Source organism: Microbacterium hatanonis, from assembly GCF_008017415.1.
GTDB classification, from domain to species: domain Bacteria; phylum Actinomycetota; class Actinomycetes; order Actinomycetales; family Microbacteriaceae; genus Microbacterium; species Microbacterium hatanonis.
In genome coordinates this window covers 1234896-1250135 of the sequence record NZ_VRSV01000002.1, presented here as the reverse complement: position 1 = coordinate 1250135, position 15240 = coordinate 1234896, and the positions used below count along the sequence as shown (strand labels likewise).

Genomic DNA, 15240 nt, shown 5'->3' with positions numbered 1-15240 from the left:
TCGCGCTCCCTCCCGCTCCCGCACCACCCCGAACGGAACCGTCATGCCCCACGCCTCCCTGCCCGCCATCTCCGACGCCGGTGTCATCGCGACCCTGCGCGCCCCGAGCGCCGATGCCGCCTACCGTGCCGTCGACGCCCTGGTCGAGGAGGGCCTCGTCGCGATCGAGGTCACGTACACGACTCCGGATGCGGGGGCGGTCATCGCCGGCGTCGCCGAACGGTTCGGCGACCGCGTGCTGCTCGGCGCCGGAACTCTGACCACGGTCGCGCAGGTCGAGGAGGCGCGGTCCGCCGGGGCGGTGTTCCTCGTCTCCCCCGGATTCGACGACGAGGTGACGCCCGCGATCATGGCGTCGGGCGCGCTGTCGATGATCGGCGGATACACCCCCACCGAGGTGCAGCGCCTCCGCAAGATCGGCGTCGACGTGGTGAAGTTCTTCCCCGGCAGCATCGGCGGACCGGCGGCGCTCAAGGCGCTGCGCGGCCCGTTCCCCGACGTCACGTACATCCCCACCGGGGGTGTGAACGCCGAGAACCTGGGCGACTGGCTCGCCGCCGGTGCCGTGGCCGTCGGCGCGGGAAGCGAGCTGCTGCCCGCCGCCGCCGTGCGCGACGGCGATGCCGAGACGATCCGCGCGAACGCCCGCCACTTCCTCCAGGCGCTGCGCACCGCCCGAGAGGCACCGCTCAGCCGCTGACCCGCCCCGGTGGCGGAGCCGACCCCATCCGGTCGCTGAGCTTGTCGAAGCGTCCGCTCAGAACCCGTCGATGAACATCTGGGTCGCGGCGGGCACGTAATCCGCGCTGGTCGCGGGGTCCCACCCGACGAGCGCGATCGCCGTGCCTTCGTGTACGGCCGTTATGCCGACGAGCCTGAACGGAGAGCCGGCGACCTCGCCGGTCGCCCGCCACGAGACGGCCTCGTCGGTGCCGGTCACGGTCGTGGGAGTGGTCTCGAGCTGCAGATCGACGGGAACGCCCGACAGCTCGAACGACTGGCTGCCGTCGGCGCATGTCGCGAGCGCCTCTTCCGCGTCGGCGAACAGGGTGGCGGCCTGATCGGGGTCGGCCGAGCTGACGACCACGGCGGTCATCGAACGGTCGTTGCTGGTCGCCATCTCCGCGGCCGTGTCGTCGTCGGCGACCGCCGACTCCCAGCCGGCGCCGAAGGGCGCGAGGCACGAGGGATCGGACACGGTCAGGCCCGGGTAGATCGAGCTCAGCAGCTCGGCGCTGGTGTCGTATTCCCCGGGCGGGAACTGCAGCTTGTCGAAGAGGGCGGTCAGCTCCTCCGCCGAGAGGCGGTCGGCCTCGCTCGCGGCCGAGGGGTCGAGGGTCGCGGATGCTGCAGCATCCGGCGTCGCGGATGTCTCACCCCCGGCGCAGCCGGCGAGCGCGAGGGCCAGCACGCCCGCGAACGCGAGGCCTGCGAGGCCGGAGCGACGGCGGGCCGTCATCGCCGGCCTCAGCACTCGGCGTCGAGGAAGTCGCGGATGACGCCCGTGGGCTCGTCGAGCTCGCCGATGATCTCGATCACGCGTGAGTCCATGACGGGCTCGCTCGGGGTGGTCTGCTCGGCGATCTCGACGCTCTCGGCGTAGAGATCGCGGGTGGTCTGCCACTCGGTCGCGATCTCGTCGGGCGCAGTGACGGCGTCGAACACCGCGATGCGCTCGCTGAGGTCGGCGATCGTCTGCTCGGCGGGCAGCCCGATCTGGAAGTTGCTGGGCGTCGCGAGCGTGCCTCCGACGTCGGAGTAGTCGGTGCAGAACGTGCTGGAGTCGGATGCCTGCGACTCTTCGGCGGCGGGGGTGACCGGCGAGACTTCGACCTCGGCGGACGAGCAGCCGACCAGCAGAGACAGGGCGGCACCCGCGGTGACGACAAGGGTGACAGGGCGCAGACGCATGATTCTCTCCTCAGATGCGGACGTTTCGACCCTATCGACGCACCTCCGCGGAGCCACTTCGCCCCCGGGGCTTGACACCCCGCTCGCCCCCGGTCGCTGAGCCTGTCGAAGCGCCCGGCGCCGCTCTACCGCTTGATCGCCTTGTCGAAGGTGCCGCGCCGCGAGTCGACGATCTGCTTGCCCAGCGGGGTGAGCGACACCGACACGAGCTTGAAGTTCGCGATGCCCAGCGGGATGCCGATGATCGTGATGCACAGCGCGAGCCCCGAGATGATGTGCCCGAGCGCGAGCCACCAGCCGGCGAGGATCACCCAGATCACGTTGCCGATCGCCGAGAAGACACCCGACGTCGGCTTCTCGATCACGTCGCGGCCGAACGGCCACAGCACGTAGCCAGCGATGCGGAACGACGCGATCCCCCAGGGGATCGTCACGATCAGCACGCACAGGATGACGCCGGCGAGCACGTATCCGAGAAACAGCCAGAACCCCGACAGCACGAGCCAGAGAACGTTGAGTATGGTGCGCATGCCTCGATCATGCCCCCTCGCGCCCCCCGCGCGAGAGGGCTTGCATCACTCCTCGCCCTCGCCCCCGCCCGCGTCGAGTCGCCGCATGCGCGACCATGTCCCACTTCCCACCCGAATACCGACCTGGTAACCGTCCGAAGTGGGACACGGCCCCCGCGCTCCCGACCCCCCACCGCACCTACCCGAACAGCTCGCGCACGCCCTCCCAGTGCTGCGACGCGACGAACACGGGCACGCTCGCGCGCTCCACGACGTCGACGTCCACCACCCGGCCGCCGTCGAATCGGGCACCGGTGCGGGCCTCGATCCATTCGCCCGCCGGCAGGTACACCGGCCACGAGACGGCACCGGGCTCGAGCACGGGCGCGACGAGCAGCGCGTCGCCCAGCATCCACTGCACCGGCTTGTCCCAGACGCGCTCGTCGAGCGGGTGGTCGAAGCAGAGCGGACGCATGAGAGGAACGGATGCTGAAACCGCCCTCTCGGCGGAGGCCGCGAGGTAGGGAACGAGCCGCTCGCGCAGCTCGACGAGCGCACGCACCTCGTCGATCACGGCGGGGTCGTCGAAGCGTTCGGCGATGTTCCACGGGGTGCGGTCGTTGGAGGGCAGCCGGTGGTGATTGAACTCGGAGTGGTACTGCATGATCGGCACGAACACGCTCGCCGCCATCGCCCGGACGTACAGCTCGGGGTCGGGGATCGGTCCCGAGAAACCCGCGATGTCCCATCCCCAGTAGACGATCCCGCACGAGCTGGCCGAGAGCCCGGCGAGCATCGACCACCGCAAGGCGTCCCACGTCGAGTTCTCGTCGCCGGCCCAGAACGCGCCGTGCGCCCCCGAGCCCGTGAAGCCGGCGCGGCTGAACGTCACCGGTGCCTTCCCCGCCGAGGCGAGCAGCTTGCCGTAGGCGGCCGCGTAGGCCACGGGGAAGCGGTTGTTCGACTCGGCGCCGGTCGACCCGTCGAGGTACACGAGGCCTTCTCCCCACGCGTGCTCGCCGCCGTCGGTCTTGAACCCGTCGATGCCGATCTCTTCGACGAGGTAGCGGCGCTTCTCGGTCCACCACTCGGCCGCGCGCTCGTCGGTCAGATCGGGCATCAGCGACAGCGGGAACCACCACCCGCGGTTGCGGTACGGGCGCAGCTCGCCGCCCGGCGCGGTCTCGCGGATGAGCACCCCGGCCTCGATCGCGGCGCGCGCGTCGGCGGCGGCCTGTCCGGTGGGATGCGGACGCAGCTTCATGAGCGGGATCTGCCACAGGTGCACGCGAACGTCGTGCGCGTGCAGGTCGTCGACCATCCCCTTCGGGTCGGGCCACGCACCCTCGGCGGGGAAGGTGAAGTCGCCCAACCGCATCGGGGCGCCGTCTTCGCGCACGGTGCACTCCGCGTCGCGGAAGATGGTGAACGTCTTCTCGTCGCTCCACGCTTCGATCACGACGTTGCGCACCGGGATGCGGTGCTCCCGGTGCAGCGCCATCTGCCGCTCGACCTCGGCCTGCGTGTTCCACTCGTTGCCGCTCGCCCACAGCCCGAAGACCCAGTCGGGTAGGGCCTCGGGGCGCCCGGTCTCCGCGACGAACGCCTCGAGCACGGCGGTCGGAGGGCCGGCGTAGAGGCCGAGGCTCAGGATGCTGCGCTCCCCCGGCGCAGCATCGACCTCGGCCTCCACGGCCAGCCGGTCGTCGCGCGAGCGCCCGACGTCGAACCACACGCGTCGCGAGGTGCGCACGTGGAATCCCCACCCCTCGCCGCCGATGACGTGCGCGAACGGCATGGGCAGGTAGGTGCGTCGGTGCTCGCCCTGGCTCTTGTACTGCTCGAACACGACCGAGTCGAGTGTCTCGCCGCGGTGGTCGAGCGCGTCGTAGCGTTCGCCGAAACCGGTGACGTGCTCACCGGGCTGCAGCGGGAGCGAGAAGCGGATGCGGTGGATCCGCTCGCCGTCGTCGAGCACGGCGACACCCGCCGGGTCGACCTCGACCGCCGAGCCGTCGACCTGCAGCTCGCCGTCCGACGCGGGCCGCCACCCCGCCGAGCGGGTGCGGAACCATCGGGTCGCCTGCGGACGGTCGTCCGCGAGCGCGACGAGTCGGTACTCGATCGCGCTGCCCGCCTCGGGGGCGTCGAGCACGACCTCCCAGCCGCCGGCCGATCGGGCGGTGCGCGCCTGGGCCGACGCGAGGTGCCCGCCGTCGACGGCCTGCCCGCGCGACGACCGCGCGACGCGGTCGAGGGGCACCTCCCGCACGGCGCCTTGGTCGATGCGCAACTCGAGGGTGACGGCGTCCACGTCGGCAGAGGTGCGGGCGCCGATCCGCAGCGGCTCACCGGCCACCGGCTGCACAGGCGAGCGCTGCTCGGTGTCGTCGGAGTACGGGTGGCCCGAACCCGACGGGCGGTGCCGGATCACGCGGCCACCTCCCCGCGGTTCGTGCCGAGCTCGGCGGCGAGACGCAGCACCATGGCGTGGCTCCACAGCAGCGGGTTCGCGACCGGCCCCCACCGGTCGATCCACTCCTGCTGGTGTTCGGGAGAGAGAAGGTGCCCCGCGACCTGTTCGGGAAGTGTCCCCTCGTCGGTCGCGGTCGAGGCAGCCCAGTCGAGCAGCCGCTGCGCCGAGTCGCGGTCGCCGGATGCGGCGTAGGCGAGCCCGAGGAAGCACGACAGCAACGGCCACCGGCCGCCGCCGTAGAAGGTGTCGGCGAGGAAGCGGTGCACCCCGCCGTCGACCTCGAGATCTGCCGAGACCGCCCGCAGTGTCGCCGCGCCCAGGTCGGAGCTCGCGTCGATCACGCCGAGCGGCGCGATGAGGGCGCTGAGGCTGGCGTCGACGGCCGTCGATCCGAACCACTTCACCAGGTGCCCGTCGACCACGCCCGACTGCTCGATACGCGCTCGCACCCGCTCGGCGCCCGCGCGGGCCCGCAGCGCCCGGTCGCCCGAGACGAGTCCCGAGTCGGCCGCGGCGGCGAGGCCCGCGGCGACGCATCCGAGGGTCGACACGTGCACCTCTTCGCTGTGCTCCTCCCACCAGTCGAAGCACGGGCGCTGCCACGAGCTCAGCAGGTAGTCGATGGTGAGTGCGGCCGCGGCCGACCACCGGCCCACGTCGACGCCGTGCCGCGCGGCGTGCTCGGCCGCAGCCCACAGCCACGTGCCGTAGCCGTCCAACTGGAAGTCCCACCAGTCGTCGTCGCCGAGCGATCCGTCGAAGGTGAAGCGTGCAGGCAGCATCCGATCGTCGGGCAGCGGGGCGCCTGCGGCGGCCGCCGCCACGATCTCGTCGATGCGCGAGCCGTGACGCTCGACGACCATCGCGCACCAGTCGAAGAAGGCCGACGCCGACGCGACCTCGCCGGCGGCCGATGCGCCGTCGGCGATGAACGCGCCGTCGCGCAGCCAGCAGTACCCCCGGTAGGCCGAGAACGTCGGCGACGCGGGGTACGCGCCGTTCGGCTGCTGCAGCGTCGTGATGACGGCGCGAGAACGGTCGAGAAGCGCGTCGAGGTCGACGCGAGGGGTGGTGGTCATGGATCCTGTTCCGATCGAGGCAAGGGATGCGGGGCGGGCGTCGGCCCGCCCCGCATCGGTTGTGTCTGACGCGTCAGCCGAGCAGCGGTGCGACGCGCTCTTCGGCGTCGGCCAGTGCCTGCTCGACGGTCTTGCGACCGGCGGCTGCCTCGGTCAGCTCCTCCGTGACGATGTCCTGCATCTCGGCCTGGCCCTCACCGATCGACGGAGCGAGAGCGACCTCTTCGAGCGAGTCGAACACGGCCTGACGGTTCGTCGGCGGCGTCTTCTCGAGGTACGGCGCGAGGGCTGCCTGGTCGGCGATGGGCGGGAGCTCCCAGCCCGCGTCGAGCCGCACGTCGACGGTCGTCTGCGAGCTCGTGAGGAACTCGGCGAACGCGGTGGCCGCCTCGACGTTCTTCGAACCCGCCGAGATGGCGACGCCGTTGGAGAACAGGGCGCTCGCGTGCTGGGTGTCTCCCGGCTCGACGGCGACGTCCCAGGTGAAGGCGGTGTCGGCGAGGGTGCCGAACATCCAGATGCCGGTGTGCCACATGCCGAGCTTGCCGTCGGTGAACAGCGTGCTGTCGAAGTCGGGCGTGCCCGCTCCCTGCTCGGCCGTCGGCATCGTCGTGCCGCTCTTGCCGATGAGCCACTGCGCCGCGGCGACGCCCTCGGGCGAGTTGAACTCGACCGACGAGCCGTCTGCGCTCAGGAACTCGCCGCCGGCCTGCGCGACGGTCTTGTAGAACTCGTTGTAGCTGATGGGCTGGTAGTCGCCCCAGACGCCGGCTGCAGCATCCGTCAACTTCTCGGCGGCGGCCTGCTCGTCTTCCCAGGTCCACTCCGACGTCGGGTACTCGATGCCGGCGGCGTCGAAGAGGTCGGCGTTGTAGAACAGCACGACGTTCGAGAACGAGCTCGGCAGCGCGTACTGCGTGCCGTCGGTCGCGTACGCGTCGGCGAGGGTCGACTGGTAGACGCTGGTGTCGACGCCCTCGATCGGCGCGAGCACGCCGCTCTCCTGGTACGCGGCGTAGTTCGCGAACTCGATGTCGAAGACGTCCGACACCGTGCCGCCGGCGAGGTCGGTCTGCAGCGCCGTGAAGTAGTCGGCGTAGGGCAGCGTCGTGACCTCGACCGTGACGTTGTCGTTCTCGGCCTCGAAGGCGTCGACGATCTTCTGCAGGTTCTCTTCGTTGCCTCCGTTCGAGGTGAAGTTCGTGTACGTGATGGTGATGGGTCCGTCTCCGGCGGGCGTTCCGCCGCCGGAGCATCCTGCGAGGGCGAGACCGGCGACGGCGACGATGCCGACTCCGACCAGGCGTGCTGTGTGAGCCATGGGGTTATCTCCTTCGATGGTGAATTGCGGGTGAGGTGCGGGTCATTTGATGCCGCTCGAGGCGACGCCCTGAATGACGAAGCGCTGAGCGAACAGGTAGATGGCGAGCATGGGCAGGATGCTGACGACGGAGCCCGCCATCATTACGTCCCACTGGGTGGTGTACTGCCCCTGCAGACCGGCGAGCGCGAGCGGAAGGGTCTGCAGCTCGCTCGATCGCAGGATGATGAGCGGCCAGAGGAAGCTGTTCCAGCTGTTCATGAACGCGAACACAGCGAGCGTCGCGATCGACGGGCCGACGAGGGGCAGCACCACGGTGCCGAAGATGCGGAAGTGCCCGGCGCCGTCGAGGGTGGCCGCTTCGTCGAGCTCGCGCGGCACTGCGTTCATCGCCTGACGTAGCAGGAACACCCCGAACGCGTTGGCGACGCTCGGCAGCAGCACGCCCAGGTAGGTGTCGACGAGACCGAGGTCGCGCATCTGCACGAACAGCGGCACGATCAGCACCTGGATGGGGATCATCATCGTCGCCAGGTACAGCGCGAAGACGACGCCGCGTCCGCGGAACGGCAGACGGCTGAACGCGTAGGCCGCGAGCGCGCTCGTGACGATCTGCAGCAGCGCCGTGACGACCGCGAGTCCGAGCGAGTTCGCGATGATGCGGGCGAACGGCAGCTCGGCGAACAGCGTCTGGTAGGCCGAGAACGAGGGGTTCTCGGGGATGAGCTGCGGCGTTGCGTCGAGGCCCGCGCCGGGCGAGAGCGACGTCGTCAGCGTCCACAGGAACGGGAAGAACATGATGAGCGCCCCGATGATGAGCACGCCCGTGAGCGCGATGCGCTGAGTCTTCTCACGCATAGGTGACCCACCTCTTCTGGCCGATGATCTGCACGACGGTCACTCCGAGCACGAGAACGAAGAGCATCCACGAGAGGGCGGATGCTTCGCCCGCGGCGCCGTAGCGGAAGGTCAGGTCGAAGATCTGCTGCACCACGACGGTGCTCGCCCCCGCGGGTCCGCCTCCGGTCATCGCGTACACCTGGTCGAAGACCTGGAACCCGTTGATGAGCGAGATGACGACGACGAAGAACGTCGAGGGCGACAGGAGCGGGAGGGTGACGTTGAACAACCGCCGCCACGCGCCGGCGCCGTCGACCTTCGCCGCCTCGTACATCTCCTGCGGGATCGCCTGGAGCCCGGCGAGCAGGATGATCATGACGAAGCCGAGGTCTTTCCAGGCCGAGGCGATGATGATCGACGGCATGGCCCAGGCAGGGTCGGTCCACCACCCCGGTCCTTCGATGCCGAAGACGCCGAGCGTGGCGTTGACGATGCCGACCGAGGGGTTGAGCAGCCACCGCCACACGAGGGCGACGACGATCCAGCTCGTGACGACCGGCAGGAAGTAGACGCCTCGGAGGATGTTGCGCCCCTTGATGCGCGCGTTGAGCGCGAGGGCGAGGGCGAGTCCGCCGACGTAGACCAGCGGCAGGTAGCCGGCGAGGTAGTAGAAGGTGTTGAAGAACGCCCGCTGCGTCGTGGGGTCTTGTGCGAGCGAGACGTAGTTGTCGAAGCCGACCCACTGCATGGGCGCGAGCAGGTTCCACTTGTGGAAGCTCGTCCAGAGGGCCCCGAACATCGGGTAGATCGTGAAGAAGGCGAGCGGCAGGGCGCTCGGCAGCAGGAAGACGAGCACCGTGAGCGCGTAGCGCCCCTTCTTGCGGCGGCGACGCACGGGAGGGTTCTCGATCGCCTCGCGGCCCTCGGTGGCCGGAACGGGCCGGTAGGTGAGCGTCATTCCTTCGCCGCCTCGGGGCCGGTTACCGCAGCGTCGGGTGACGCCGTGCGTGAGACCGCCAGGCGCTCGCGTACGAGGCGCCCCTGCTCCCCCGACTGGCCCTGCGCGTCGAACGGGGTGGAGAGCACGAGCGATGCCGCGCCCTGCGCCCACCGGTCGTCCTGCCAGGTCTCGACGGCGACGGGCACGGCGCGGTTGCGGGGGATGAGGCCCGCACGGAAGGCGGGTTCGAAGCCGAACGACCAGTGGCTCCATGCCTCCACGCCCTCGCCCAGCACGATCACGATCTCGGGATCGACCAGGTTGACCACCCCGGCGAGCACGCGCCCGAGCAGGTGGCCCGCGCGCGAGAAGAGCTGCTGCGCTCCTTCGTCGCCCGCGTCGGCGAGACCGCGCAGCACAGCGATGCCGGCGTCTGCCGAGATGAGGCCGCGCTCGCGCGCCTGAGCGACGAGCGCACTCTGGCCGATGAGCGCTTCGAGGCAGCCGTGGCCACCGCACTGGCAGAGGGGTCCGTCTTCCTCGACGGGGGTGTGCCCGATCTCGCCCGCGCCGCCGCTGCGACCGCGCAGCACGCGGCTGTCGCTGAGCAGGCCCGCGCCGACGCCCGTTCCGATCGTGATGACCAGCACGTTTTCGTGCCCCCGAGCCTGGCCGTGCAGGGCCTCGGCGATCGCGAGGGCGTTGACGTTGTTCTCCACGAGCACGGGCAGGTCGAGCTCTCGCCGCAGCGCCTCGCCGAGAGGAACCCGCAGCCAGCCCAGCTGGGTGGAGTCGACGGTGCCGACGGCCTGCTCGTCGACGTTGCCGGGAACCCCCACACCGATGCCGAGCAGGGGCGCCTCGCCGCCCCCGGCGATGAAGCCGCGCAGCACCTCGCCGAGGCGCGTGACGGCGGTGCCGGCCGCGGCGTCGAAGGGCTCGGTCGCCGAGCGGACGACGGCGCCGTCGATGCCGACCTCGACCGCGGTGATGTGGTCGGCGACGATCTTCACCCCGATGGCACGGCCCGCGTCGGCGACGAGCCCGAGGAGACGCGCGGGGCGTCCGCCCTGCGAGGGGCTGTGCTCGAGCTCGACGAGCAGACCGTCGGCGATGAGCTGCCGGGTGTGCTGCGTGATGAGCGCGGGTGAGACGCCGAGCTCGCGGGCGAGGTCGGCGCGAGACGTCGGGCCGCTCGCCCCGATGTGAGCGAGAACGGCCGAACGCATGACGTCGGCGCGTGCAGTGGACTGGGCCAAGGGAACCCCTTTGTTCAGGACTGAATGAAGAGTAGGGCGGATTCCCGCACTCCGTCAAGCAATATTCGGGACCTTGCGGCCAAATGGGTATAGAAGTGAATAAAGATCGAGCTCACGTCAGACGCGAAGCGCTCCCTGACGACACCGCGCGATCTCACCCTCAACGAAGAAGACGGCGCCAGGACCGCCCATGAGAGCGGCGCCGCGAGCACGACGCAGATCAGCCAGGCGACGGCGCGCAGCACCGCCTCGGTGACGGTAGGCGCCTGTCGGGGCATCGACACCGGCACACCATCGGCGTGGCCGCACTCGTCAAGCTGGTGACCGACTCCAGCCAGTGACCGGCGGTGACGCTTGGCACAGCGCGCTGAGCCCGCACGCAAGCCAGACGGCCTGACAGCGCGAGCTAGAAGAAGGTGAGCACGGTGCGCATTCCGCGATCACGCCTCCGCGCGCGGGATCCCCGCAACAGGCGCGCCTCGCTCGTGCGAGCCATCCCCCTGCGAAGTGCACGCCCACTATGAACACCGCTCGGTCAAGGCGCACCGCTACCGCCGCGTCAGTAATGAACCGCACGCCGCCCGAATATTTCAGATCTACGAGGCTGTTTGAGCCTCCGTCGACGTGACCTGCAGCTGGTCGGATGGTGCTAACCAGGGCCTGTAGTCCACCAACTTAGTTCCGCGACACTTCACCTGCACGAAACATCGACTCTGCCATAGTTACTCAAGTACCGGCAGGAGGGGGACGCTTTGCGCATCTACGGACTGGACGCTATCCGGATCATCTGCGCCGCAATTGTGGCCCTCGGCCATTTTCCGTTCGATTTCACGGAATCACTGACGCCAGCCCTCGGCTCGACCGCTGCGAACTTCGTGGACGCTCTTCTCGGAAACGCTTTTAATGGACCAGCGGCCGTCATCGTGTTCTTCGTCCTCAGCGGGTTTGTGATCCACCTGCCCTACACGTCCGGACGAAAATTCTTCTGGGGAGAGTTCGCCGCACGGCGATACACCCGCATAATCCCCCCGCTGGTTATCTTCATGATCCTCTCGTTCGCGTTCGGCCGGCCGGTTACCGACTGGGACTGGAACAATACCGTTCTGTGGAGCGTAATCTGCGAGCTGATCTATTACACGATGTATCCCGCCCTCCGTCGGCTCCGCGTGTCATTCCTCAACCAGACCTTCGTCGCATTCGGGGTCGCCGCCGCTCTGGGAATCGCCGGTTGGCCCGTCGTGGAGTCGAGCGGCGAGGACTACGTAGTGTTCGGCTACTTCACCTTCCTGCTCGGGCTTCCGGCGTGGCTAGCAGGCTGCGCCCTGGCAGAACGCCGTGAACGATTCCGGGTACTCACTCCCGCCGCAATGTGGGCGATGCGGGTCGCAATTTTTGCTCTCTCGGTGATCTTCCGCGCCATCAAATTCCACGGTGAGCCTTACGTGGGGGTGGGCGCCTCGAATGTCTACCTGTTGACCGTACTCGCCCTTCCGACAACTATCTGGCTCGGCTTTGAGGCGAAATACTATGCCGAACGTACGAATCGCAGCGTCCGCCTCCTGGACCGCGGCGGCGCAGCGAGCTACTCGCTCTACCTCGTGCACACACTCGCCCTGACCGCGCTAGCGAACGTACTGGTACTGGGAGATATTGGTTCATTCGTCATTTATGGTCTAGCGACGACTCTCGGGACGATTGTTTTTTACTGGATGGTCGAGAGACCCAGCCATCTCCTAGCTCGGAGATTCGGCTCCGCAGCTAGGAGTCGACGCGAGATGGGCGAGCAGGAGGCGCGCCTGCGGTCACCCAGCTAGTTCACCCTCCCAAACCGCGGCGGGCTGTTCACACGCAGTAGAAGTGGTGCGCCTTCAGTGCGGATGCCTCGCCGACGAATGCCTCCATCTCGCCCCGGAGTGGGGCTGACGGCCAAATACGTCAGACCCGACCATCAAGTTCCTCGCGCTGGTGAGGCACATCGAGGATTCCCCCACCTGCGCCTCTCGTGGAGGGAGCGCCCGGTGGTCTCAACGAACCGCCCACACGCTGTCAGGTGACGAAGCCCCGGTGCGACCCGGGTCGGCCGCGCCGGCTTCTCGCCACGGCCGGCGGTTCACACCGGCTTCGCGGAGGGGCCTACGAGCAAGAGGTCAGCTCCAGCCCACCCTGCAGGCTGCGTAATAGCGGTCGTGACCCCATCAGCGCCTGTGGCACAACTAGCATCGCCGACGACGGTGGGATGCTCAGCCAGCGGAGTTCCGCCAGACTGCTCACGTGGAGAACGCTCATGTGGCTGTATGACCTGCCGATAGCGGTCGGGCTGCCCCTCTTTGTCCTCGTAGTCGTCGGCGGATCACTCGGCATCCTTCTGCTGCTCCGGCGCTGGGTGCGCAGAATGGCACAGGAAGACATCGAGTGGGACCGCGTGCTCGGGTACGCCGTAGGCGCCTACGGAGTGTTCTACGGGGTCACGCTCGGGCTCATCGCGGCCGGCGCCTACGGCAACCTCGTCGAGGTCGACGACGCCGTGTTGTCGGAGTCTTCGTCGATTGCGGTGATGTACCGCAGCGCCGACCAGTTCCCCGAGCCGGTGTCGTCGGAGCTGCAGGCCGCGCTCATCGATTACACGGAGAAGGTCGTCGAACTTGACTGGCCCTTGCAGCAGCGACTGATCGTGCCCGAGACGACCGATGCTGAAGTCGGGATCATCCAGGACGCGATTCTCTCGCTCGAACCGACGACGACGACCGAGACGACACTGCAGGCGCAGACGCTCGTCGTCTTCAACGACTTCGTCGCTGAACGGCGCCAACGTCTCGCGCTGACGAGCCTCGCCCTGCCGGGGGTGCTGTGGATCGTGCTAGCCGTCGGCGCGGTGTTGAACGCCGTGCTCATCGGCCTGATCCAGGTCACCAACCTGCGGATACATCTGCTAATGGCCGGGCTGATCGCCCTGTTCGTTTCGTTGCTGCTGTACGCGGTGGCAGGCTTCGACCATGCCTATGCGGGACCGGTCGCCGTCGAGCCGATCTACTTCCAAGACCTCATCGACGGGCTCTTCATTCAAGTGCCCTGAGCATCCCCGACCGTCCGCAACCCGTCGTTACGACAAGTGTTATACGGCCGACACAAACGGGTGATACCGTTCCCCACGGGGAGATTCTTCAGGGGAAAGGGATCGCACAACTGTGACGTCGCACCTTCGGGTCGACGCGACACCGGCGTCGCAGCGAGCCATTCAGATGAGTTCCAACCGTTCCGACGAGCTGAGCGACACTCTCGCTGAGCCGATAACGCCCGTTCCGTCCGCTCCCACGCCGAGCGTCCCGCCGACACCCAAGTTCAACTGGCGCAAACGGTATGCCCGCATGCTCTGGGTGAGCGACCTGCTAGTTCTGGTGTGGGTCGTCCTAGGCACACAGATCGCCTGGATCGGGCTCGGCAACGTTGCGGTCGCAATTCGCGAGGACGCGCGGATCAACGAGTTCTCATACTGGACGTTCTCCGTCATCCTCATCGCAGCGTGGATGTACACCCTCACCTTCGTCGACTCGCGTGGTTATCGCGTAATCGGAAGTGGATCGACCGAGTACGTCCGGATCGCGACATCCAGCTTTCGACTCTTCGGCGTGATCGCGATCATCGCGTTCCTGTTCCGCATTGATGTCGCTCGCGGATTCCTCTTGATTGCTTTGCCGGTAGGGATACTCGTCCTCCTAGCGGAACGGTGGCTGTGGCGCCAGTGGCTCGGCACGAAGCGGCGCAACGGAGAGTACGCAGCGCGGGTTCTCTTGGTCGGGTCGGAATCATCCGTGGCGCAAATCGCACGTGAGCTTCATCGCTCCCCCGGCTCGGGATATCAGGTGGTCGGGGCGTGTGTACCATCTGGCCGCGTGGCCGGAACTATTCCTGGCACGGCAATCCCGATCATGGGTTCGGTGTCGGCCGTCGGCCGAGCCATTCAGGCGACAGGCGCGGACACGGTCGCCGTAACCAGCACCGACGAACTACCACCGGACAAAGTCAAAGAGATCTCGTGGAACCTCGAAGCTGGGAAGCAGCACCTCGTTCTGGCACCCAGTATCGTCGACATTGCTGGCCCTCGCATACACATGCGTCCAGTGTCTGGACTTCCCCTCATCCATGTCGAGACGCCGCGATTCACTAAAGGGCAGCTCTTCGTCAAACGCTCGCTTGACCTGACGGCGTCTCTCGTTGGCGTGATACTCATCAGCCCCCTACTCGCAATCCTCGCAATAACCGTCCGGCTCACGAGCCAGGGACCGGTGTTCTTCCGCCAGACCCGCATCGGACTTCGCGGCAAGGAATTCACGATGATCAAATTCCGCTCCATGGTGACCAACGCCGAGGATTTACTGGAGCAACTGCAACGTGAACAGCGCGATGCTGGCAATGAGATTCTCTTCAAGATGAAGAACGACCCACGCATCACTCCTGTTGGACGGATCATGCGTAAGTTCAGCCTTGATGAGCTCCCCCAACTTTTCAACGTCATCGGCGGCACGATGTCGCTGGTCGGACCACGGCCACCACTGCCAACCGAGGTAGCGCAATACGCCGACCACGTACATAGGCGCTTTCTGGCGAAGCCCGGGATCACGGGCCTTTGGCAAGTGAGCGGCCGTTCCACACTCTCGTGGGAAGAGTCGGTCCGCCTTGATCTTTCCTATGTGGAGAATTGGACGTTCCTCGGCGATATCGTCATCTTGACGAAGACAGCTCGCGCGGCGCTCGCACCAGGCGAGACCGCATCGTAGGCGTCGCGTCCACGTTTCCTCCGAAGAAATTAGCCAGGACGGCGACCTTCGCGCGCGGGAACAGCCGGCCTCAGACGGACGACCGCAGCGCAGCCATGCGAACGGACCTTAGGGACTAGCGGTTGAGCGC

The 15240-nt window shown here is 67.8% G+C and carries 13 protein-coding genes; 4 read left to right on the top strand and 9 right to left on the bottom strand.

Annotated features, from left to right (window positions below; genetic code table 11):
* The first annotated feature begins 43 nt into the window (after positions 1 to 43).
* Positions 44 to 700, top strand: coding sequence for a bifunctional 4-hydroxy-2-oxoglutarate aldolase/2-dehydro-3-deoxy-phosphogluconate aldolase (locus FVP77_RS15935; protein ID WP_147895508.1), 657 nt, complete (start codon positions 44 to 46; stop codon positions 698 to 700).
* Between the two features lie 57 nt (positions 701 to 757).
* Here FVP77_RS15935 and FVP77_RS15930 read toward each other — a convergent pair whose 3' ends face one another.
* From FVP77_RS15930 to FVP77_RS15890, 9 genes are all read right to left on the bottom strand, one after another.
* Complete coding sequence (locus FVP77_RS15930) at positions 758 to 1459, bottom strand: hypothetical protein (protein ID WP_147895507.1); 702 nt, start codon at positions 1457 to 1459, stop codon at positions 758 to 760.
* 8 nt (positions 1460 to 1467) lie between these two features.
* Positions 1468 to 1911, bottom strand: coding sequence for a hypothetical protein (locus tag FVP77_RS15925; RefSeq protein WP_147895506.1), 444 nt, complete (start codon positions 1909 to 1911; stop codon positions 1468 to 1470).
* A gap of 125 nt (positions 1912 to 2036) precedes the next feature.
* Complete coding sequence (locus FVP77_RS15920; RefSeq protein ID WP_147895505.1) at positions 2037 to 2441, bottom strand: YccF domain-containing protein; 405 nt, start codon at positions 2439 to 2441, stop codon at positions 2037 to 2039.
* A gap of 178 nt (positions 2442 to 2619) precedes the next feature.
* Positions 2620 to 4854, bottom strand: a complete 2235-nt coding sequence (locus FVP77_RS15915) for a glycoside hydrolase family 31 protein (RefSeq protein ID WP_147895504.1) — start codon at positions 4852 to 4854, stop codon at positions 2620 to 2622.
* Positions 4851 to 5975: a glycoside hydrolase family 15 protein gene (locus tag FVP77_RS15910; RefSeq protein WP_147895503.1), complete on the bottom strand. Its 1125-nt coding sequence runs from the start codon at positions 5973 to 5975 to the stop codon at positions 4851 to 4853. Before FVP77_RS15910 ends, FVP77_RS15915 begins: the two co-directional genes overlap by 4 nt.
* 73 nt (positions 5976 to 6048) lie before the next feature.
* On the bottom strand, positions 6049 to 7296 hold the full coding sequence (locus tag FVP77_RS15905; protein ID WP_147895502.1) for an ABC transporter substrate-binding protein: 1248 nt from the start codon (positions 7294 to 7296) through the stop codon (positions 6049 to 6051).
* A 42-nt stretch (positions 7297 to 7338) separates the two neighbouring features.
* Positions 7339 to 8154 (bottom strand): carbohydrate ABC transporter permease, encoded by an 816-nt coding sequence (locus FVP77_RS15900; protein WP_147895501.1) that lies wholly within the window; start codon positions 8152 to 8154, stop codon positions 7339 to 7341.
* Positions 8147 to 9094 carry a carbohydrate ABC transporter permease gene (locus FVP77_RS15895; protein WP_147895500.1) on the bottom strand — a complete coding sequence of 316 codons (948 nt, stop codon included), beginning with the start codon at positions 9092 to 9094 and terminating at the stop codon, positions 8147 to 8149. The genes FVP77_RS15900 and FVP77_RS15895 overlap by 8 nt, the downstream gene beginning before the upstream one ends.
* Complete coding sequence (locus tag FVP77_RS15890; protein ID WP_222707747.1) at positions 9091 to 10335, bottom strand: ROK family transcriptional regulator; 1245 nt, start codon at positions 10333 to 10335, stop codon at positions 9091 to 9093. The genes FVP77_RS15895 and FVP77_RS15890 overlap by 4 nt, the downstream gene beginning before the upstream one ends.
* 752 nt (positions 10336 to 11087) lie before the next feature.
* On the opposite strand from FVP77_RS15890, the gene FVP77_RS15885 reads away from it, so the two are divergent.
* The 3 genes from FVP77_RS15885 to FVP77_RS15875 all read left to right on the top strand — a co-directional run bounded on the left by FVP77_RS15885 (position 11088) and on the right by FVP77_RS15875 (position 15110).
* On the top strand, positions 11088 to 12149 hold the full coding sequence (locus tag FVP77_RS15885; RefSeq protein WP_147895499.1) for an acyltransferase family protein: 1062 nt from the start codon (positions 11088 to 11090) through the stop codon (positions 12147 to 12149).
* A 422-nt stretch (positions 12150 to 12571) separates the two neighbouring features.
* Positions 12572 to 13408 (top strand): bestrophin-like domain, encoded by an 837-nt coding sequence (locus tag FVP77_RS15880; RefSeq protein ID WP_484213819.1) that lies wholly within the window; start codon positions 12572 to 12574, stop codon positions 13406 to 13408.
* 166 nt (positions 13409 to 13574) lie between these two features.
* Positions 13575 to 15110 carry a sugar transferase gene (locus FVP77_RS15875; protein ID WP_147895497.1) on the top strand — a complete coding sequence of 512 codons (1536 nt, stop codon included), beginning with the start codon at positions 13575 to 13577 and terminating at the stop codon, positions 15108 to 15110.
* Positions 15111 to 15240 lie beyond the last annotated feature (130 nt).

Bases quoted from the DNA above. Each gene is read 5' to 3' on its own strand.
- FVP77_RS15930 (WP_147895507.1), bottom strand. From the start codon at position 1,459: ATGACGGCCCGCCGTCGCTCCGGCCTCGCAGGCCTCGCGTTCGCGGGC.
- FVP77_RS15925 (WP_147895506.1), bottom strand. From the start codon at position 1,911: ATGCGTCTGCGCCCTGTCACCCTTGTCGTCACCGCGGGTGCCGCCCTG.
- FVP77_RS15900 (WP_147895501.1), bottom strand. From the start codon at position 8,154: ATGCGTGAGAAGACTCAGCGCATCGCGCTCACGGGCGTGCTCATCATC.
- FVP77_RS15935 (WP_147895508.1), top strand. From the start codon at position 44: ATGCCCCACGCCTCCCTGCCCGCCATCTCCGACGCCGGTGTCATCGCG.
- FVP77_RS15905 (WP_147895502.1), bottom strand. From the start codon at position 7,296: ATGGCTCACACAGCACGCCTGGTCGGAGTCGGCATCGTCGCCGTCGCC.
- FVP77_RS15875 (WP_147895497.1), top strand. From the start codon at position 13,575: ATGAGTTCCAACCGTTCCGACGAGCTGAGCGACACTCTCGCTGAGCCG.
- FVP77_RS15895 (WP_147895500.1), bottom strand. From the start codon at position 9,094: ATGACGCTCACCTACCGGCCCGTTCCGGCCACCGAGGGCCGCGAGGCG.
- FVP77_RS15910 (WP_147895503.1), bottom strand. From the start codon at position 5,975: ATGACCACCACCCCTCGCGTCGACCTCGACGCGCTTCTCGACCGTTCT.
- FVP77_RS15920 (WP_147895505.1), bottom strand. From the start codon at position 2,441: ATGCGCACCATACTCAACGTTCTCTGGCTCGTGCTGTCGGGGTTCTGG.
- FVP77_RS15880 (WP_484213819.1), top strand. From the start codon at position 12,572: ATGCTCAGCCAGCGGAGTTCCGCCAGACTGCTCACGTGGAGAACGCTC.